The 20092-nt window shown below is 43.2% G+C and carries 18 protein-coding genes; 10 read left to right on the top strand and 8 right to left on the bottom strand.

Annotation, left to right across the window (positions count from 1 at the left end; all coding sequences use genetic code 11):
• Positions 1–120: 120 nt before the first annotated feature.
• The gene (gene spfP, locus Q7674_RS21935; RefSeq protein WP_438616993.1) at positions 121–168 is read left to right on the top strand and encodes a small protein SpfP; all 48 of its coding nucleotides are present in this window, start codon (positions 121–123) and stop codon (positions 166–168) included.
• Positions 169–871: 703 nt separating this feature from the next.
• On the opposite strand, the gene yihA is transcribed toward spfP, so the two are convergent.
• Entirely contained in the window at positions 872–1537 is a 666-nt protein-coding gene (gene yihA / locus Q7674_RS21245; RefSeq protein ID WP_008985970.1) for a ribosome biogenesis GTP-binding protein YihA/YsxC, read from the bottom strand.
• Positions 1538–1694: 157 nt separating this feature from the next.
• Between yihA and Q7674_RS21240 the strand changes: the two genes are divergently transcribed.
• The 5 genes from Q7674_RS21240 to hemN all read left to right on the top strand — a co-directional run bounded on the left by Q7674_RS21240 (position 1695) and on the right by hemN (position 6452).
• A complete protein-coding gene (locus Q7674_RS21240) occupies positions 1695–2318 on the top strand; it encodes a c-type cytochrome (RefSeq protein WP_045064480.1) in 624 nt (207 codons plus the stop codon).
• Positions 2319–3267: 949 nt separating this feature from the next.
• Positions 3268–3909 carry a class I SAM-dependent methyltransferase gene (locus Q7674_RS21235; protein WP_023931320.1) on the top strand — a complete coding sequence of 214 codons (642 nt, stop codon included), beginning with the start codon at positions 3268–3270 and terminating at the stop codon, positions 3907–3909.
• Complete coding sequence (gene yihI, locus Q7674_RS21230; protein ID WP_023931321.1) at positions 3909–4454, top strand: Der GTPase-activating protein YihI; 546 nt, start codon at positions 3909–3911, stop codon at positions 4452–4454. The genes Q7674_RS21235 and yihI overlap by 1 nt, the downstream gene beginning before the upstream one ends.
• A gap of 3 nt (positions 4455–4457) precedes the next feature.
• The gene (locus Q7674_RS21225; RefSeq protein WP_023931322.1) at positions 4458–4940 is read left to right on the top strand and encodes a DUF2489 domain-containing protein; all 483 of its coding nucleotides are present in this window, start codon (positions 4458–4460) and stop codon (positions 4938–4940) included.
• A 138-nt stretch (positions 4941–5078) separates the two neighbouring features.
• A complete protein-coding gene (hemN, locus tag Q7674_RS21220; protein ID WP_023931324.1) occupies positions 5079–6452 on the top strand; it encodes an oxygen-independent coproporphyrinogen III oxidase in 1374 nt (457 codons plus the stop codon).
• 83 nt (positions 6453–6535) lie between these two features.
• Here the strand turns inward: hemN and add are convergent, their stop codons facing one another.
• From add to glnA, 5 genes are all read right to left on the bottom strand, one after another.
• Positions 6536–7540, bottom strand: coding sequence for an adenosine deaminase (gene add / locus Q7674_RS21215; RefSeq protein WP_023931325.1), 1005 nt, complete (start codon positions 7538–7540; stop codon positions 6536–6538).
• Between the two features lie 117 nt (positions 7541–7657).
• Complete coding sequence (gene glnG, locus Q7674_RS21210; RefSeq protein WP_305423289.1) at positions 7658–9073, bottom strand: nitrogen regulation protein NR(I); 1416 nt, start codon at positions 9071–9073, stop codon at positions 7658–7660.
• A gap of 19 nt (positions 9074–9092) precedes the next feature.
• Positions 9093–10142, bottom strand: a complete 1050-nt coding sequence (glnL, locus tag Q7674_RS21205; RefSeq protein ID WP_305423287.1) for a nitrogen regulation protein NR(II) — start codon at positions 10140–10142, stop codon at positions 9093–9095.
• 126 nt (positions 10143–10268) lie between these two features.
• The gene (locus Q7674_RS21200) at positions 10269–10850 is read right to left on the bottom strand and encodes a DUF4124 domain-containing protein (protein WP_045064483.1); all 582 of its coding nucleotides are present in this window, start codon (positions 10848–10850) and stop codon (positions 10269–10271) included.
• A gap of 146 nt (positions 10851–10996) precedes the next feature.
• Entirely contained in the window at positions 10997–12406 is a 1410-nt protein-coding gene (glnA, locus tag Q7674_RS21195) for a glutamate--ammonia ligase (RefSeq protein WP_008985960.1), read from the bottom strand.
• A gap of 580 nt (positions 12407–12986) precedes the next feature.
• Here glnA and typA point away from each other — a divergent pair.
• Positions 12987–14816 carry a translational GTPase TypA gene (gene typA, locus Q7674_RS21190; RefSeq protein ID WP_023931329.1) on the top strand — a complete coding sequence of 610 codons (1830 nt, stop codon included), beginning with the start codon at positions 12987–12989 and terminating at the stop codon, positions 14814–14816.
• A gap of 191 nt (positions 14817–15007) precedes the next feature.
• On the opposite strand, the gene Q7674_RS21185 is transcribed toward typA, so the two are convergent.
• Positions 15008–15646, bottom strand: coding sequence for a DUF2959 domain-containing protein (locus tag Q7674_RS21185; RefSeq protein WP_008985958.1), 639 nt, complete (start codon positions 15644–15646; stop codon positions 15008–15010).
• A 177-nt stretch (positions 15647–15823) separates the two neighbouring features.
• On the opposite strand from Q7674_RS21185, the gene Q7674_RS21180 reads away from it, so the two are divergent.
• Genes Q7674_RS21180 through Q7674_RS21170 form a run of 3 tightly spaced genes read left to right on the top strand, consistent with a single transcriptional unit; the run spans position 15824 to position 18138 of the window.
• Entirely contained in the window at positions 15824–16732 is a 909-nt protein-coding gene (locus Q7674_RS21180; RefSeq protein WP_043128568.1) for a virulence factor BrkB family protein, read from the top strand.
• Complete coding sequence (dtd, locus tag Q7674_RS21175; RefSeq protein ID WP_023931331.1) at positions 16733–17170, top strand: D-aminoacyl-tRNA deacylase; 438 nt, start codon at positions 16733–16735, stop codon at positions 17168–17170. It abuts the gene before it with no gap.
• Between the two features lie 44 nt (positions 17171–17214).
• Positions 17215–18138 (top strand): bifunctional GNAT family N-acetyltransferase/hotdog fold thioesterase, encoded by a 924-nt coding sequence (locus tag Q7674_RS21170; protein ID WP_008985955.1) that lies wholly within the window; start codon positions 17215–17217, stop codon positions 18136–18138.
• Here Q7674_RS21170 and Q7674_RS21165 read toward each other — a convergent pair.
• Entirely contained in the window at positions 18090–20087 is a 1998-nt protein-coding gene (locus Q7674_RS21165) for an AsmA family protein (protein ID WP_045064485.1), read from the bottom strand. The genes Q7674_RS21170 and Q7674_RS21165 overlap by 49 nt on opposite strands.
• Between the last annotated feature and the right edge of the window lie 5 nt (positions 20088–20092).

The following is a 20092-nucleotide window of genomic DNA, read 5'->3' as shown; positions in this document are numbered from 1 at the left end:
GCGCCAAATAAAACCCGAAATGTAAAATTTACTTACATCAAAGTGAAAAAAAACTACATCAAGGGGTTCCAAAAACTGCACATTTGATATACAGTTACAGACGTAGGGTACAGAGGTAAGATGTTCTATCTTTCAGACCTTTTGTTTCACGTTATTGGATTTGGCTGATTCAGCCGCCCTGGTCTCACTTTGGACCGGGGCGTTTTTTATTGGGCGCTAGTCAACTTTTCCACCTCGCTTCATCTCTCTCTTTTATTGTTTTCCTTATTTATTACATCCCCCCGCTTTTGTACTATTTATCACCAATAAATAGACTAAATAGGGTTTTGTCGTGCCATTTAGCCTGTTAATTATCCATTTTTCATCGGTGGTGATGATTATTTCAGTGATTTTTTAGAGTAAATACTTTAAAAAATAAAAACAGGCGTTATACTAAATACAGCTTCTTGTTCATATTTGCTGTTAAGAGCTGGTGTGATTATCAACTCAGCAACAAATCCATGAAATAACCATTCCTAAACTTTTGGGAGTGGTTTTTTTTTGCCTATTTTTTAAGAAAACGAGTTTGTAATAAACTTCCAGAATAAAAATCAACGTATTAACATTTTACGTTGTTATTTTGTTAAGAAAATAATGTACTAATGAAAGTAAAGATAGGAAACATTTATATTGTGATAGAGCAATATAACGAGTGGAGAGTCTCAAAAATTAGTGTAACTGGAGCCAGTTGAAGGGAAGGGATTGCGTCGTAAGGAGAAATAATTCATGTTCGTTGAACAAAACTAAAACGACCTCCTATTTCTCTCCCATTGCCCCACCATGATGGTGGGGAATTTTTCTAGCTCCTTCCTTAGAGCTAGGCATTTAAATCTTATTCAGCATCTTGTTCTGGGAATTCATCATCACCAGCGGCAAGTACGCGTTGACGCTCTAGTTCTGGCGCATACCATTCATCTAGCTTGCGACGAACTTGATCCACACCGATACCTTTTAGTGAAGAGAAAGCTTCAACTTGCACATCACCGCCAAACTCAGCAGTCATTTGGCGAATTTTAAGCACTTGTGCTTTACGCGCACCGCTTTTCAGTTTGTCAGCTTTAGTAAGTAGAACTAATACTGGTAAACGGCTTTCAATTGCCCAACTGATCATCTGTTGGTCGAGATCTTTCATTGGGTGGCGGATATCCATTAGTACCACTAGGCCTTGCAAACATTCACGACGTTGCAGGTATTCACCTAGTGATTTTTGCCATTTTAACTTCATTTCAAGTGGTACTTGTGCGAAGCCATAGCCCGGTAAATCGATTAAGTTACAGCCAGAAACAACTTCAAACATGTTGATCAGCTGAGTACGGCCAGGGGTTTTAGAAGTACGTGCAAGGCTTTTTTGATCCGTAATACGGTTTAGCGCACTTGATTTACCCGCATTGGAGCGACCAGCAAATGCGATCTCAACGCCTGCATCTTGTGGCAAGTGACGAATATCCGGTGCACTTGTGATAAAACTTGTATTTCTGTAGTTGAGAGGTTGATTCACTGTTAACTCCGTCAAGTCTTCATGTAGTCGACTGATTACTTTTATGTGAAATTGTATAAAATATGTTAAACCGAGCTTGGTTTGTGATCGTATTGTATACTATGTATTTAAGCATTACTTGTGATAGTGGAAGCCCTATAATTATAAATGGAATGTCATGAAGAAATTAATATTAATATTAAGCCTTCTTGCTAGTTATTCGGCAATGGCAGAAGAAGGCAATATCGAAGCGGGTAAGGCGAAAGCAGTAACGTGTGCAGCTTGTCACGGCACAGATGGTAATGCCGCCGCAATGCCGCAATACCCTAAACTGGCAGGACAACACCCCGCATACATAGAAAAGCAATTAAAAGAATACAAACTGGCAATGATTACCGAAGGAAAACAAGGACGTAATAACCCTGTCATGGGAGGTATGACCATGGCTCTTTCTGACCAAGATATGGCAGATCTTGCTGCTTACTACTCTTCTTTACCCATTTCAGATAACACTTCCTCTGAAGAGTCGATTGAAGTAGCACAACAGCTATATCGTTTTGGTGATGCTGAACGTGGTGTTGCTGCCTGTATAGCTTGTCATGGTCCTCGTGGTAATGGTACTAGCTTATCTGGCTTCCCTAAGATTTCGGGTCAGAATGCAGAATATGTGAAACTTCAGCTTGAGAAATTCCGCTCAGGCAATCGCGCCAACGATATGAATGCGATGATGCGTTCTCTTGCTGCGAAGCTCAGTGATGAAGAAATTAATGCGTTGTCACAATATGTTGGTGGATTGCACTAATCACCAGTAATAAAAGATTAAAGAAAGCAGCCATCTGGCTGCTTTTTTATTGTCGCTATGTTGTTGTTTTAACCGTTTTTCTCAACGCTTATTCAGAGCCATTTTTTGTCTCTGTCTTATTTGCTCAGCAGCTTGTGAGAGATCTGCCATTCGTGCAGGTTTATTTTGCTCTATTTTTTGTGCTCAAAAATGTAATCGTTATTAATAACAATGGCTTGCGTTAGATTGGTGTTTTCCACTATTTAAAGTGTGATATCGGCACATTGTTTCAATAATAGATTAAGGTAAATTATCTCATGTCGACAGGGAGAGCGACATTGGATGGAAGCGCTAGGATGGCATGAGCAGGATGCTCGAAGGATTCACAGGAAGTCTAGTTAGGATGACTAGGGTTGACGCAAGACGCGAATTGGATTGTCAGGACGACACTTAAGGATAAGATTTGCAAAGACAAGATGTCTGAGCAATACAATGTACGAAATGGATAACGTACACACATGGATGGTGGCATTATTATCAGGAAGATAATGAGCGAAAGGGATCGCCAACTCAGGATGAGTTGAAACGCTACGGATAGGACATGGAAGAGTAAAATTCATCAGGATGATGACGAACAACAAAGTTCGCAAGGAAAGCATCAATAACAAATGGAACTTTGCTTAACCGGGATGTTACACGCTAGTTAGGATCGACTAGAAAGAATATGGAACCAGTGGTTCACATAGAGCGATAGGTGAAAACCTGTCGCTTTTTTCTTTTCTGACCTCTGAAAACTTCCACTAACAGCAATTAACTTGCTGATCTTTCATCTACCTTTCTCGTATTTACAGATTAAATTGCACAATTAGTCAGCAAAACTACATCTTCATCGTAATTGGGTATAGAATAGCCCGTTCGATTTTATACCAGTTCCGATTTTGCTAATAATCGGCAATACCGGAGAGTGATCATGCAACTTTGTCCACTGTGTCATAGTGAACAGCATGTGTTATTTGCAGAAGATAAAAACCGTAGCTACTTTCGCTGTCAGCAATGTGCGTTGATTTTTGCCGATCCGAACGCACAACTCGCGCCAGAGCAAGAAAAAGCGGTTTACGATCAGCACCAAAATAACCCTGAAGATATGGGCTATCGCCAATTTTTAAGTCGTGTTGCAACACCACTTGTGGAACGCTTACCTGCTAGTGCCTCTGAGGGGTTAGATTTTGGTAGTGGCCCTGGTCCCACGCTTTCGATTATGTTGGAAGAAATGGGATATAATATGGCGATCTATGACCCGTATTTTGCACCAGATCCGAGTGTATTAACGCGTCAATATGACTTTGTCACTTGTACAGAGGCAATTGAACATTTTTATCAGCCTGCGAAGGAATGGGGGCTGCTGCTGAGTATGATCAAACCGGGCGGTTGGCTTGGTTTGATGACAAAGCTAGCAACCGATGCTGACGGTTTTAAACGTTGGCATTATAAGAACGATCCAACCCACGTAAGCTTTTTTAGCCGTGATACGTTTCGCTTTTTAGCTAAACGTGATGACTTAGAAGTTGAGTTTGTTGGTAATGATGTGATTTTGCTGAGGAAAACCCAGTAATGACCCGTAAGAAAAGAGGCCGTAAGGTTGGCTCTGAAGGCCCAGCGGTATACCGTGAGAAAACGCCAAGCCAACTTGAAGTTGAATCTCGCCAACGCCAAAAAGCGAGAAAGCGTAAAGGCTTAAAAACTGGTAGCCGCCATTCTGCCGTTGAAGAAACAAAACAGCGTAATGCAGCACAGAAGAAAGACCCACGTTTAGGCAGTAAGAAACCAGTACCTTTGATTGTTGAGCCTAAAAAGCCGATGACCAAACAGCAACGTCGTTTAACAGCTGAGCAAGAATTAGCGATGCTAGAAAACGATGCACAGCTAATGGTACTACTTGATCGCCTAGATGCAGGCGAGAAGTTAGGCGCAGGCTTGCAAAAACAAGTCGATCAGAAACTTGATCGCATCGAGCAGCTAATGAAGCAGCTTGGCTTAATGGAAGAAGATGAAGTTGAATTGTTCGAGGAAGATGACTACCGCCCAGCGGCGAAGTCTGATGATGATTTACTCGATCAATTTGAAAAGATGGATTTAGATAAGTTCGGTAAGGAGTAACCGTTGCAGGATTTGACGCTTCTGCTTGTTATTGGTGGCACAATTGTGACCGCGCTTGGTATTTATGCTAGCTTTTTATTAGTCAAACTATACCAACAAAATCAACGCCATAAAGTTTTTTTAGCCCGTGCTGAACAGCAACAAAAAGAGGCTATTGAAACGCGTAATAATACGATTTTAGAGAGCGTATTTGTTATTGCCGCTGCCACCAAACAGGGACAGTGTGATTTGTCTGAAGCGGCGATTCGTTTGTATAAGTTGATGGAAGCTTTGCAGGCTGATAAGAGCGTAGATTTTGCTGCGACTTACCCTGCAATTTATGAGCTATACGAGGTAGTGAAAGACATGCCACGTGGCGAAGCCCGTCAACAAACAGAGAAACGCGCACGTATGCGTTTTGATCTCGAGCGAATGAAAGCAGAGACTCGACTACAAGAAACCATTGCGGTAGAGCTCGACGCTATCCTGTCAACAAAGTCTTCATGATTTGATCTGAACGATTACAACCATCGCTGAATCTGATTAGGCGATGGTTGTATTGTCTTATAAACTATAAGTGCTGAAAGTCGTAATACGATAGGCACGGTTAACTCTTAATTCTCCCTACAATATTGGAAATATGTCATGTCAAATGAGCAGATTATTTGGGATCAGGCCCTGATTGAAAAATATAATTACTCAGGCCCACGTTATACCTCTTACCCAACTGCGTTAGAGTTTAATGAAGCATTTACCTCTGCTGAATTTGAGATGGCATGTAAGCAATACCCAGATCGTAAGCTATCGCTTTATATTCATATCCCGTTTTGTCATAAGCTTTGTTACTACTGTGGCTGTAATAAAATCATTACTCGCCACCAACACAAAGCCGATCAATACCTTGACGCGCTAGAGCAAGAGATCAAACAACGTGCAACGCTATTAGGTGATCGCCAAGTAAGCCAATTGCACTGGGGCGGCGGCACACCGACTTTCTTAACGGCTGAGCAAATTAGCCGTTTAATGAACAGTCTACGTGCATCGTTTAATTTTGATGATGATGCTGAGATCAGTATTGAAGTTGACCCTCGCGAAATCGAACTCGATATTCTTGATCACTTACGCAGTGAAGGCTTTAACCGCCTAAGTATCGGGGTGCAAGATTTTAATAAAGACGTGCAAAAGCTAGTAAACCGTGAGCAAGACGAGCAGTTTATCTTTGCGATGGTTGAACGTGCGAGTGAACTTGGTTTCCGTTCAACTAACCTTGATTTGATTTACGGCTTACCATTGCAAAATCGCGAGGTATTTGCTCAAACCCTAGAGCAAGTGCTGAAGATGAATCCTGGTCGTTTGTCGGTATTTAACTATGCCCACATGCCAAAACTGTTTGCAGCACAACGTAAGATCAGTGAAGAGCTATTACCTAGTGCCAAAGAAAAACTTGGTATTCTGCAAGACACTATTGCGACCCTAACAGGGGCGGGTTATCAGTTCATTGGTATGGATCACTTTGCAAAACCTGATGATGAGTTGGCGATTGCCCAGCGCGAAGGTATTTTGCACCGTAATTTCCAAGGTTACACCACTCAAGGTGAGTGTGATTTATTAGGGATGGGCGTATCAGCCATTTCTATGATTGGTGATTGCTACGCGCAAAACCAAAAAGAGCTAAAGCATTACTACCGAGACATTGAAGAAAAACAAAACGCACTGTGGAAAGGAGTCTCGTTAGATGCAGACGACTTACTACGCCGTGAAGTGATCAAAGCCCTTATTTGTAACTTCCAACTAGATAAAAAAGCGATTGAAGCGGAATTTAATATCGATTTCGATCAGTATTTTGCTGAAGATTTAACGTTATTAAAAACCTTTATCAACGATGAGTTAGTTTCAGTCGATGAACAACATATCTTTGTTGAACTGAAAGGTCGTTTATTGATCCGTAATATCTGTATGTGTTTCGATAAATACTTACGCGATCGTGCTCGTCAGCAACAGTTCTCACGCGTGATTTAATCTTATTAAATTTGCTGAAAAAGCCCCATTCCAGCACTGCTCGAATGGGGCTTTTTGTTATCTGATTTTTATCGCGTGAGTGATTAACTGCGTTTTGCTGCCATCTCGCGAAGGGCTTGTTTCTCACTCTCTGTTAAGAAAGCAATCTCTAAACCGTTGCGCTGTGCTTGCTCAATTTGTGCTTGGCTTAAACCAACAGCAGGGGCCGCTACTTCATACTCATAAGGTAACTCAATACCTTCAACCGCAGGATCGTCAGTATTTAAGCTTGCTAAGATACCGTGCTCAAGGAAAGGCTTGATTGGGTGATTTTTAATGTTGCTGACGGTACTGGTTTGAATGTTTGAGGTGATGCACGATTCAATACCAATTTTATGTTCAGCCAAGTAATCCATTAACTTTGGATCTTGAATAGCTTTTACGCCATGACCAATACGTACCGCACCCAACTCGTTGATTGCCTGCCACATGCTTTCAGGGCCTGCCGCTTCTCCTGCGTGAACTGTTACACGTAGACCTGCATCACGTACTTGTTTAAAGTGAGTATTGAACTGCGTGCCTGGTTGACCTAATTCGTCACCTGCAAGATCAATCGCAACCAGTTTATCTTTGTGTGTTAATAGGGCATCTAGCTCTTGCTGACATGCCTCAACACCAAAGGTACGGCTCATAATACCGATCAGGTTAGCTTTGATACCAAAGTCACGACAACCTGCATTAACGCCATCAATCACTGCCTCAACGACACCTGCCACTGGCAAGTTATGTTTCATCGCCATGTAGTAAGGTGAGAAGCGTAGTTCAGCGTAATCAATTTGTGCACGTAGTGCGTCTTCAACGTTTTCGTAAGCCACACGGCGACAAGCATCTAGATCACCCAGTACCGCAACACCCCAATCAAGTTTTGATAGGAAAGCGACTAAACTTGGCTCTGCTTCGACAATTTGAACGTGTGGACGTAAGCTTTCCAGATCATGACCTGGTAGCGTCATATTAAATTGTTGGCCTAATTCGAGGATGGTTTGAGGGCGAATATTGCCATCAAGGTGACGGTGAATGTCCGTCAAAGGAAGATGCTTGTTTATCATTATGGTGATTCCGGTGAAAACTGAGCGTTAAGTATAAGCAAAGTGTATAGCCTGAACATGATAGTTGCAGCTAAATGTGATCGTCTTCACCTGCAACTATCATCTAAACTATAACGACTAATCGTTAATACCAAGCTCTTTTAGTTTTCGAGTGAGGGTATTTCTTCCCCAACCCAATAATCGTGCCGCTTCTTGTTTATAATCATGACTATGATGCAGTGCGGTTTCTAGTAAGATTTTTTCAAACTGTGGCAGTGCTTCACCGAGCAAGTTTTCATTGCCTTGTTGTAGGGCTTGTTTAGCCCAAACCTCTAAACCATGGTGCCAATGCTGTGTGTCTTGTTCCGATGAAATATGGCTTAACGGTGTTTCGAGTAATTCAGGCGGCAAATCATTAGGTAGCACTTCATTACTGCTTGCCATGACGGTTAACCAGCGACAGATATTTTCCAACTGACGAACGTTACCCGGCCAGTCAAGCGCAGCCAGTTGTTTGGTGGTGTCTGGGTGTAAGGTTTTGGCTTCAACCCCTAGTTCATTAGAAGCGCGTTGGAGAAAATGACGCGCCAGTTGTGGAATATCTTGGCGACGATCTTTGAGTGAGGGTAAGTGAACACGAATGACATTCAGGCGATGGAACAGATCTTCACGAAAATCACCGTCCGCTACTAATCGCTCTAAGTTTTGGTGGGTTGCTGCAATGATGCGTACATCGACATTGACCGGAGAATGTCCACCGACACGATAGAACTGCCCATCTGCTAACACGCGTAGTAAACGGGTTTGAATATCTAATGGCATATCACCGATTTCATCTAAAAATAGGGTACCGCCATTGGCTTGTTCAAAGCGTCCTTGGCGAACACTATTTGCACCAGTAAATGCCCCTTTTTCATGACCAAAAAGCTCTGATTCAATTAAGTCTTTGGGGATGGCCGCCATATTTAAGGCAATAAAAGCATTGCTACTTCGAGGGCTATGGCGATGTAGAGCATGGGCTACCAACTCTTTACCTGTGCCTGATTCACCGTTGATGAGTACGGAAATGGATGAGCGAGACAGGCGACCAATCGCGCGAAAGACTTCCTGCATCGCAGGGGCTTCACCAATGATTTCAGGCACTGCTTTGGTTTCTGATTCCGGTTGTTGCTGGCGTTTTTGCTCTTGGCTATGACTGACAGCGCGCTCCACGAGACTTACCGCTTCATCAATATCAAACGGTTTAGGCAAATACTCAAATGCGCCGCGTTGATAAGCATTTACAGCAGCATCTAGATCGGAATGTGCTGTCATGATGATCACAGGTAACAGTGGGTAATCTTGCTGCAGTAATTTCAACAAGGTTAATCCATCCGTGCCCGGCATTTTGATGTCTGATACCAGTACATCAGGCACGCTACGCTCTAGCGCTTCAAGTACACTATCAGCATTGGCGAACGTTTCACATTTCATGCCAGCCGCCGTAAGGGTTTTTTCCATTACCCAGCGAATAGAGCTGTCGTCGTCAACAACCCAAATTAGTCCTTTGCTCATCCTTATCCTCCTGTAGTTATTATTGTATTGGTAAATGGATAGTGAAGTTGGTGTGTCCTGACCAGCTGATCACTTCGATTTTGCCATTATGTTGATCGATTAAATTTTGTGAAATTGAAAGCCCAAGCCCAGTGCCATCGGCATTGCCCGTTACCATGGGATAGAACAAGGTATCTTGGATTTCTGCTGGGATACCGGGGCCATTATCGATAATTTCTATTTTGGCTGCGGTACGGGTGTATTTGCCTTGGATTAAGGCTTGGTGCGCGGTGCGTGTTTTGAGCTTAATAGCGCCACCGCCTTGTTTTTTCAGCGCATGGGCAGCGTTACTGACAATATTAAGTAGGGCTTGTTCTAGTTGCTCAGCATCCATCTCAATATCGGGCAAGCTCGGATCGTAGTCTCGTTCAATGATGATATTGCTATCGTTTTCAAGGCAGACTAACTGTCGGACTTTTTCCAGCACAAGATGGATATTATCGACTTTTCTTACTCCAGGTCGTTGAGGGCCTAATAACCTATCAACCAGATTACGCAGACGATCAGCTTGCTCAATGATCATCTGGGTGTATTCGGTATAGCTTGGATCGGGTAAGACTTTTTCCAGCAATTGTGCCGCGCCACGTAGTCCGCCTAGTGGATTTTTAATTTCATGGGCAAGGCCACGTACTAATTCTTTAGCTGCTTGTTGTTGAGCTAATTGAGTGAGTTCTTGACTGATACGGCGTTGCTGATCGATTGGCTTTAACTCCAGCATCACGAACAGATCTTTTTGCCATGAAATCGGGCTGGCATTTAAGCCGAGCAAGTAACGTTGTCCATCAATGACAAAAGTGACATCACTATCAGCGAGACCTTGACCACTTTGCAGTGTGCCGGACAGTAAATCGAGATCAAGTGATGAGTGTTGTAATAAATCAGGCAAAACCGTGCCTAGTAGGCGACGCTTACTTGAAGATAAGAGTTGCTCTGCTGCAGGGTTTACGAATCTTATCGTGAGAGCTTCATCCAGCAGAAGCACAGCAGTAACAAGGTTATCAATAATTACAGGGGTAAATGCAGCAGTCACAATCAGCATCCTTGTTGATTACTACAACCATGATGATGGTTGCTTCGGTCAAATGCACCAGTTTGGTGCATTTGAGTGTAACCTGTTTATTGCTGATCGGGCACTGTTAATTGGTGAAACTGTGGGTTAGCGAGGCTGTACTGGCTTTGGCTTGTTTGCCTTCACGGTGGCTCGATGCAGATAAACAGTAATACTGTCTGACGATGCAATAACCTTGCCGCCTTTAACTAGTTGAATTTGTAGCTGGTGGCTACCACGATCAACGTTATCTAATGTCCAAGTGAGTTCAGTTTGAGGATCGCCTTTCACTATGCCATCTAACACTAATTGCGCTTGGGTTTGGTTATTAAGTTTACTGTTAGTGACGGCATGAATATTGATGATACCTTCGTTATTACGAATGGTTTGCTCATGCATTGGCGAGACTAAACTGACGGTCGTAATGGTTTTTGCTGGCTCTTCTACCACGGTAACATCAGTGGTTTGAGCGGCAATGGTATCTGCGGTTTGTTCAATATTGCCACTGACTTCGGTCACGCTTAAAGGGTAAGCGGTGGCATCGGGCGTTTGAGGTTGATCGGTAAAGTGCACCACGCCATTTTCATCTGTCCATGAGTAGATGGTAGAGGCTTGGGCTGAACTTGCGGCTGTCCATATTAGGGTTATAAGCACAGGGCCGAGCGGCTTAAAAAAACGAGAGAGTTTCATCCGTTAACTCCAAGTTTGTTTGCACGATCCACAGTGGTCGTGAATAAGATACTTCATTGTCGTTGCTTTGTGAGTGACAACAAGATCAAAAAGGCCTGCTTGTGAAGCAGGCCTAAGTATTTAATGTTTAGTAATTAAGTGATTACTTAAACAGAGTAGTAAAGTTCAAACTCTAGTGGGTGAGTTGTCATGTTTACTTTCTCAACGTCTTGAGATTTCAGTGCGATGTAAGAATCGATGAAGTCATCAGAGAATACGCCGCCAGACGTTAGGAACTCACGGTCGTCGCTTAGTGCTTGTAGTGCGCCTTGTAGCGACTCTGCAACTGTTGGGATTTCAGCTGCTTCTTCTGCTGGTAGGTCGTACAAGTCTTTATCCATTGCTTCGCCTGGGTGGATCTTGTTTTGGATACCATCAAGGCCTGCCATTAGCATTGCTGCGAATGCTAGGTATGGGTTAGCTGCTGGATCACCGAAGCGAACTTCGATACGACGTGCTTTCGGGCTTGGTACTACTGGAATACGGATAGACGCAGAACGGTTACGTGCTGAGTAAGCAAGCATAACTGGTGCTTCGAAGCCAGGAACTAGACGCTTGTAAGAGTTAGTTGCTGGGTTTGCGAATGCGTTGATTGCGCGTGCGTGCTTGATGATACCGCCGATGTAGTAAAGTGCAGTTTCAGAAAGGCCGCCGTACTTGTCACCAGCAAATAGGTTAACACCGTCTTTTGCTAGAGATTGGTGAACGTGCATACCAGAACCGTTATCACCAACTAGTGGCTTAGGCATGAAAGTTGCTGTTTTACCGAATGCGTGTGCAACGTTGTGAACAACATACTTATAGATCTGAATTTCATCCGCTTTCGTTGTTAGCGTGTTGAAACGTGTTGCGATTTCGTTCTGACCAGCAGTTGCTACTTCGTGGTGGTGTGCTTCAACAACTAGACCCATTTCTTCCATGATAAGACACATAGCAGAACGGATATCTTGTGATGAATCAACTGGTGCTACTGGGAAGTAACCACCTTTAACGCCTGGACGGTGACCTTTGTTACCGCCTTCGAAATCAGAACCTGTGTTCCATGCAGCTTCTACGTCATCAATCTTGAAGAAAGAGCCTGACATGTCAGTGTTGAACTTAACATCGTCAAATAGGAAGAACTCTGGCTCTGGACCGATAAGTACAGTATCTGCGATACCTGTAGAACGCATGAACTCTTCAGCGCGCTTAGCGATTGAGCGAGGGTCACGGTCGTAACCTTGCATTGTAGCTGGCTCTAGAATATCACAACGGATATTCAGTGTAGCGTCTTCAGTAAATGGGTCTAGCACAGCGCTTGATGCATCAGGCATCATTACCATGTCTGATTCGTTGATACCCTTCCAACCTGCAACTGAAGAGCCATCGAACATTTTACCTTCTTCGAAGAAATCAGCATCAATTTGATGAGCTGGGATCGAGATATGCTGTTCTTTACCTTTCGTATCGGTAAAACGTAGGTCTACAAATTTAACTTCGTTTTCCTGGATCAGCGCTAGTACGTTTTCTACTGACATCTTGAGTAACCTCCGGTGTTATATAAGGGCATGGCCGCAAATCTATTTATTGCTCATTTATGAGAATGAGCAGAGCTGAAAACTCTAAAGCGAAAACCATGCCAATTTTTAAAAGCCTTAAAAATACGGTTTCTTGCGCATTTCTAAGACTTAATAAATCCATTACTGCACTATCATTGAACATTAATGCACTTTTTTGGTGCGATATTGGTGCTGTTAACAATAATAGAACATGCTTACTATCGCGATGTTAAAAATTATTGTCAATTCATAATGCTCCTAAAAAAGTGTTTTTTTATTGTTAAATGAGACTTATGTACTATCTTGACAGACTCTAGGCGGCATTAATAAGAAAAGTCAGTTTTGAAGGGTGTTTAGGGGCTGAATACAAGGTTTGGAAAAATAAAATTTAGCAAAAAAGTGAGTAAAAATGCGGCTCTAGCGCATGGTCGAAAAAAAGCTGGTGATATAAATCACATATTTCGTGGGTTTTGGCGTAAAATCTGTTAGATTATGAGCCGTTTTTTTAATCAAGTAGCTTCTAGTCGAGATGCTGCATGTTCTGAGTGAATGTGAACCCATGTCTAATCCACAGATCGATAAATTAAGAAATATCGCAATTATTGCGCACGTTGACCACGGTAAAACAACGTTGGTTGACAAACTGCTTCAGCAGTCTGGCACGTTAGAGTCTCGCGGCGAAGCCGAAGAGCGCGTAATGGATTCTAACGACATCGAAAAAGAGCGTGGTATCACGATCCTAGCTAAGAACACAGCGATTAACTGGAATGATTACCGCATCAACATCGTAGATACTCCAGGACACGCCGATTTCGGTGGTGAAGTTGAGCGTATCATGTCGATGGTTGACTCTGTACTTCTTATCGTTGACGCTGTTGACGGTCCAATGCCTCAGACTCGTTTCGTAACGCAAAAAGCGTTCGCACACGGTCTTAAGCCAATCGTTGTAATCAACAAAATTGACCGCCCAGGAGCACGTCCTGAGTGGGTTATGGATCAAGTATTTGACCTATTCGATAACCTAGGTGCAACTGACGAACAGTTAGACTTCCAAGTGGTTTACGCTTCAGCACTAAACGGTTGGGCGACAATGGAAGAAGGCGAAACTGGCGAGAACATGGAACCATTGTTCCAAGCGATCGTTGACAACGTAGCAGCGCCTAACGTTGACGTTGAAGGCGCGCTGCAGATGCAGATTTCTCAGCTAGACTACAGCTCTTACGTTGGTGTTATCGGTGTTGGCCGTGTAACTCGTGGTTCTGTTGTTCCTAACCAACAAGTATGTGTGGTAGGTGCTGACGGTACTAAGCGTAACGGTAAAGTAGGTACAGTACTAGGTTACTTAGGTCTTGAGCGTCACGATGTTGAAAAAGCAACAGCAGGTGACATCATCGCGATTACTGGCCTCGGTGAGCTTAAGATTTCTGACACTATTTGTGATGTGAATACACCAGAAGCACTTCCAGCGCTATCTGTTGACGAACCAACAGTAACCATGACTTTCCAAGTAAACAACTCTCCGTTTGCAGGTAAAGAAGGTAAGTTCGTAACTTCACGTAACATCCTTGAGCGTCTACAGAAAGAGCTTGTTCACAACGTGGCACTTCGCGTTGAAGAAACAACTGACCCAGATAAATTCCGCGTATCAGGTCGTGGTGAGCTTCACCTATCTATCCTGATCGAAAACATGCGTCGTGAAGGCTACGAGCTAGCAGTGTCACGTCCAGAAGTTATCATTAAGCGTGATGAGAATGGTGATCTACAAGAACCGTTTGAAACTGTGACTATCGACGTGATGGAAGAGCATCAAGGCGGTATCATGGAGAACATCGGTCTTCGTAAAGGTGAACTAACTGATATGGCACCAGATGGCAAAGGCCGTGTTCGCATGGACTTCATGATGCCTTCTCGTGGTCTGATCGGTTTCCAAACTGAGTTCATGACATTAACTTCAGGTTCTGGTCTTCTTTACCATACGTTTGATCACTACGGCCCACACAAAGGCGGTACAATCGGTCAGCGTAACAACGGTGTACTGATCTCTAACGCAACAGGTAAAGCGCTAACTTACGCTCTATTTAACCTACAAGAGCGTGGTCGTCTATTCGCTGAGCACGCAGACGAAGTTTACGAAGGTCAGATCATCGGTATTCACAACCGTTCTAACGACCTAACAGTTAACTGTCTGAAGGGTAAGCAGCTAACTAACGTTCGTGCTTCTGGTACTGATGAAGCTCAGGTACTTTCTCCTGCTATCAAGTACACACTTGAGCAAGCACTAGAGTTCATCGATGATGACGAACTAGTAGAAGTAACGCCAGAGAGCATCCGTATTCGTAAGAAACTTCTTACTGAAAACGATCGTAAGCGCGCAAGCCGCACTAAGTAATTACTGATCGCTGATCATTAATTCATAAACAATCCCTCGGTTGGTAACAATCGGGGGATTGTTGTATCTGGGATTTGAAAAAGACAGGTAGTAAAGTGAAAGCAGAAAGTAGGAGTAAGAAAGAGTGTGTCGCTTGAGAAAAGAAAGGAGTAGGCAGTGAGCCAACCTAAGTTGACTCACTATTGTTTGTGTTACTTTTTAAGGTGACCAATGAAGCGGTTAGATTCTGCAATCGCACTGTTCATATCACGGATCGCTTGTTGAATTTCACGTTGTAGTGAGTTGAATTCACCCTGTAGCGAGCCAATCGCTGCTGCATTTAGGTTATGCTTTAGATATAGCGTGTTGTCACGAAGCGTATCTAATACAGGCTCCATCTTTTGCTCTGCACGTTTCATTGCTGCTAGCATCTTTTGATATTGTGCTTTAGTCGCACGTAGCTTGTTTGCACTATCACGCTTCAGTGTTGCACTCTTATAAAGCGCAAGTTCATCGTTCCATTCCTCAAACAGTGCATCTGCCACATCTTCAATCGCAGCAATGCGATCTTTTACTTTATTGACAGCAGCTTCGCTGTCTTTGTATTGATCGTTAACGTCGTTATAAGCGGCTTCTAACTCACCACCGTGGAAGTTATTTAATGCTTTTAGCCCTTCTAATGCGCTGGTAAATTGCTTTTGCGCATTTTGTTGTGCGGCATTTGCGTCTTCAACGCGATCAACCATGATGTCACGTTTATGAACACCTACTTGCTCCATGGCGGAGTAGTAAGCAGACTGACAACCCGAAAGCAGGCTGACACTAAGTAAAATAGCGAGTAAATAAGGCATGTTATGCTCCTAGTAAGACATGCTGCGTTTTTCAAACATCAATCTAAACAATGGTTTTTGTACGAAAGGCTGGATTGATAAGACGCAAATAACTAATTGAGAATAGACAATTTTTAATATCTTTTCTTTGAATGTATAAGATTAATAGAACAAAGTTATAAGGCAGACAACAAACAAATGGCGAAGTTGCAATTTGGTCCAAGAATCCGTCTGATGGTGGATTATTTTACGTATTTAATCCAGCGAGTGAATCATGATCGCTTAACTGTGACTGCAGGCTCAATGGCTTATGTGACGTTATTGTCGTTAGTACCATTGATCACTGTTGTGATATCTGCGTTATCTGCGGTGCCTGTTTTTGCTGGGCTGGGTGAGCAACTGCAAAATTTTGTGATTGAGAATTTTGTGCCAGCGGCGGGTGCGGTAGTGAAAACCTACCTTAACGAGTTTGTTTCCAATGCGGGTAAGATGACAGCCGTGGGTATTGCAGCTTTGTTTGTGGTTGCCATGATGTTGATATCATCGATAGATACTTCCCTTAATTATATCTGGCGAATAAAAAAGAAACGTCGCTGGATCATTTCATTTTCTATCTATTGGATGATTTTGACTCTAGGACCGATTCTGTTAGGTTCTAGTATTGCGGTTAGCTCATATCTTGGCTCTCTCGCATTACTTGAACACCAAGCGTTACACGGCTTATTACAGCAATCTCTGCGTTGGTTTCCATCTCTGATGTCGAGCTTGGCATTTTTATTGCTGTATTTGTTAGTCCCTAATTGCAAAGTGACGTTTCGTCATGCTCTGATCGGCGGGTTAAGTGCCAGTATTTTATTTGAATTGAGTAAAAAAGGTTTTGCGATTTATTTGGCGCATTTCCATTCTTATCAAATGATTTATGGCGCACTGGCAGCCATTCCTATCTTATTTGTTTGGATCTATTTATGTTGGTGCATTGTGTTACTGGGAGCAGAAATTACGGCAAGTTTAGGTGAACGTGGTTTCTGGGAGCAATCGAGTCAGTTACCATTGCACCACGAAGATAAACCGCAGAGCGTTGAGCCGAGCAAGAAAGAGGAAGCGTAAATGATTGCACTGATCCAACGTGTAAGTGAAGCGAGCGTGACTGTTGATGGTCACATTACTGGCGCGATAGGTAAGGGCTTATTGGTACTGCTTGGGGTCGAAAAAGGTGACGATGAAGCAAAAGCGCAAAAGTTGCGTGATAAAGTTTTAGGTTACCGCGTCTTTAGTGATGAAGATGGCAAGATGAATTTAAACGTGCAGCAAGCGGGTGGTAGCGTGTTGGTGGTATCACAATTTACCTTAGCGGCTGATACCAAAAAAGGCATGCGTCCTGGTTTTTCAAGTGGTGCTGCACCCACTGAGGCTGAACGTCTTTACGAATACTTTGTCGAACAATGTAAGGCAAAAGAAATTCAAACTGAAACAGGGATTTTTGCCGCTGACATGCAAGTGGCATTGAATAACGATGGCCCTGTGACGTTCTGGCTACAAGTTTAAAATAAGCAAACACTCCAAACCGAGAATGGAAAGAGAGGGAATTCATGTTTCGACTCGTGACGCCTCAAACAGATGAGCAACTGGCGAACTATTACCATTTTCGTTGGCGAATGCTACGCGAGCCTTGGCAGATGCCAAAAGGCTCTGAGCGTGATGCATATGATGATTTGAGTGAGCATCGTATGATCATCAATAACCGTGATCAGGTGGTGGCAATTGGGCGTTTGTATTTAACGCCTGATAATGAAGGACAAGTGCGTTTTATGGCGGTTGATCCTGAAGTACGCCATCATGGTCTTGGCGGTTTGATTTTAATGGCGCTGGAATCGCTTGCTCGTCAAGATGGCGCGAAGCGTATGGTGTGTAATGCGCGCGAAGATGCGATTCCGTTTTATTTAAAAAATGGTTTTGCCAGTGAAGGTGAGCTAAGTGACGAACGCGGTCCTGTTCGTCATCAGCAAATGCTTAAACATTTAGAGCCACTGAATGAAGTGGTTCGCCATCCTGATTGGTGTCATGAATTGCAGACTTTATGGCAACAGCAAATTCCGATCAGCGATAAGATGGGGATTAAAATCAACCAATATACGGGTTATCGTTTCGAAGTTAGCGCACTGTTTAATGCTAATCTAAATCCCAATGAGTTTATGTTTGCTGGTAGTATCTTCACTATGGCTACGCTGGCGGGTTGGGGCTTTATTTGGCTATTACTCAAAGAGCGTGGTTTGGAAGGGAATATCGTCTTAGTTGATAGCCATATTCGTTATTCTTCTCCCGTTACAGAGCGACCCAAAGCCGTCAGTACGGTTGAGAATTTACGCGGTGATATCGATCGTTTAGCCAAAGGACGTAAAGGGCGGATCAGTATTGATGTGAATGTTTATAGTGGTACTAACATTGCTTCATCTTTTACTGGCACTTACTTAATATTGCCACTGCATGTTGAAAACGAATTCACTTCTCTTTGATCTGCTTGCCTGCGACGTGTCAGTTGTTGGCAACCTTCTTTTAATATCCATTCGAGTTGCTGTTGTTTTGGCGTTGCTAAATCCCAGTGACTTGAAAGCGATAAACTAAAGTTGTCATTACTGGCAAGCCAAGTTGGCACGGTGATCTTACCTCGCTCTGCTGTGATATGTAGCGGCAACACAGTCAATGCTTGGTTGTTATTGGCAATGTCACTGCTGTATTTTGGCAAAATTGTTCCTAACAAATCGCTTTTTTTGCTCCACTCTGAGAGCAGCTGAGTTGGCGCAATATTATCTAGTTGGATCTCTCTAAATTTTAGATCTGCTTGTCCTGAAAGGCTGTAGTTAAAACTGCGCTGGTTGTCAGCAAGGCCGTGTGCTTTCATAGTGCCATCTATCGCACCATTTAATGGCAACGGTAGTCGTAGCCAACGGTAAATCACATTGGCTGGTACGCTGTCATTGGTTACTGATAATTGCCAAGGCTTACCTTTGGCTGCTAATCGAATTTCACCATCAGCGGTTAGCATGCCATCAGTGAAAGGTACAACGAGCTTATTGATTTTCCAATCGCCATTATGACTACTCATCTCAGCAATCGGATCGGTAAAAATGATCTGATTGATACTAGCAAACCCTAGGCTAGCGTGAATGTCTCCTTGCCATAATCCCCATTTCTGATTTTGCTTTAACACCGTATTTTTCCCTTCGATATTAATTCCCGCTAGCTGGAAAGGCAGTGTGGTATCGGTGGAAGTGAGTTGTAGATTATTAATATCGACATCATCAATGGTGAACGTAGAAAGTTTCGATACCAATGCGAGTGCTTTCTCTCGCCAATGCGGTGGAAGTAGCCCCTTTAAACCTGACAAGGTAAGCGCTTTTAGCTTGATGGCATCAGGTGACAATGCACCGTCGATACGCATGTAACCACTAAGCAATTGGGCTGAGATACCTTGGCTAGATATTAGCTCAGGTGTGAAGTGTAAATCGATGATTGGTTGCTCGAAGACAATATCTTGCCATTTAGCATTGGTTGCACTTACCGATAGGTAGGCATCATCTTGTTCCCAATAGCTCTGCGGCCATGACCAATTTTCTAATGATAAGTTAATGTTATCAGCAGCCCATGTACTTTGTTCAATGCTGGTATCAAGCATATCGGCACGTTTGATTACGATGTGCTCAATAGGGGTAGCATCAATGATCCATTGCTCCCACGCTGGCAGTGGTTGTGATTGTTGCAGGTGTAATTGGGTAATAGTGATTTGATCAAGTGTTAGTTGCTGAGAGCGCTCGTCATAGCTTGCCTGTCCGTTAATGCTTGCGGTGTGCCACTGACCAGAATACCCCGATAACTGCCACTGCTGCTGAGCCTTTTGACCATTTAAAAGTACGTTTTTAAGGTTGAGGTGATGCCATGTCATTTCTGGCGCACTTAATTGAAAGGCACCATCAAATTGTTTCCACCAAGGTAAATTGGTGCTGCGATATTGCCAGTTATCAAGCTGCAGCTGAGCATGCGTGATTGTCATGTTGGCTGTGTTGAGGTTGAGATCATTTATCGCCAGGCGATCAATGGATATATCGGATAAATGTTTAAAAGCACTGAGCTGTTGTGCATCCATTTCAATGCCATTGATCACCACATTCGCAAAGATGGTTTGTTTTAAAGCAAAAGAGCGAGGTGATAGCGACAATGTGATGCGTTTAGCTGACAGTAACGGAGTTTGATTTTCTGTCAGTGTTGGATTGTTCAATGTGACTTCCAATGGACGCTGAATGTTGAATTGAATGTCGGTATCCGTTAATTGGTAATCTGAGATCAAGGCCAATGCATGGTTGATGATAGGCGTGGCATGACGGGTTTGTAATAGCGTAATGAGGACAGCTAAAGATAGGCCACACAGGAGTAATAACGTGACAATGACTTTGGCTATCCAACGCATAGTTC

The organism is Photobacterium leiognathi, assembly GCF_030685535.1.
Taxonomy (GTDB): Bacteria; Pseudomonadota; Gammaproteobacteria; order Enterobacterales; family Vibrionaceae; genus Photobacterium; species Photobacterium leiognathi.
The sequence above is the reverse complement of the archived record's forward strand: the minus strand, read 5'-3'. Positions and strand labels throughout refer to the sequence as shown.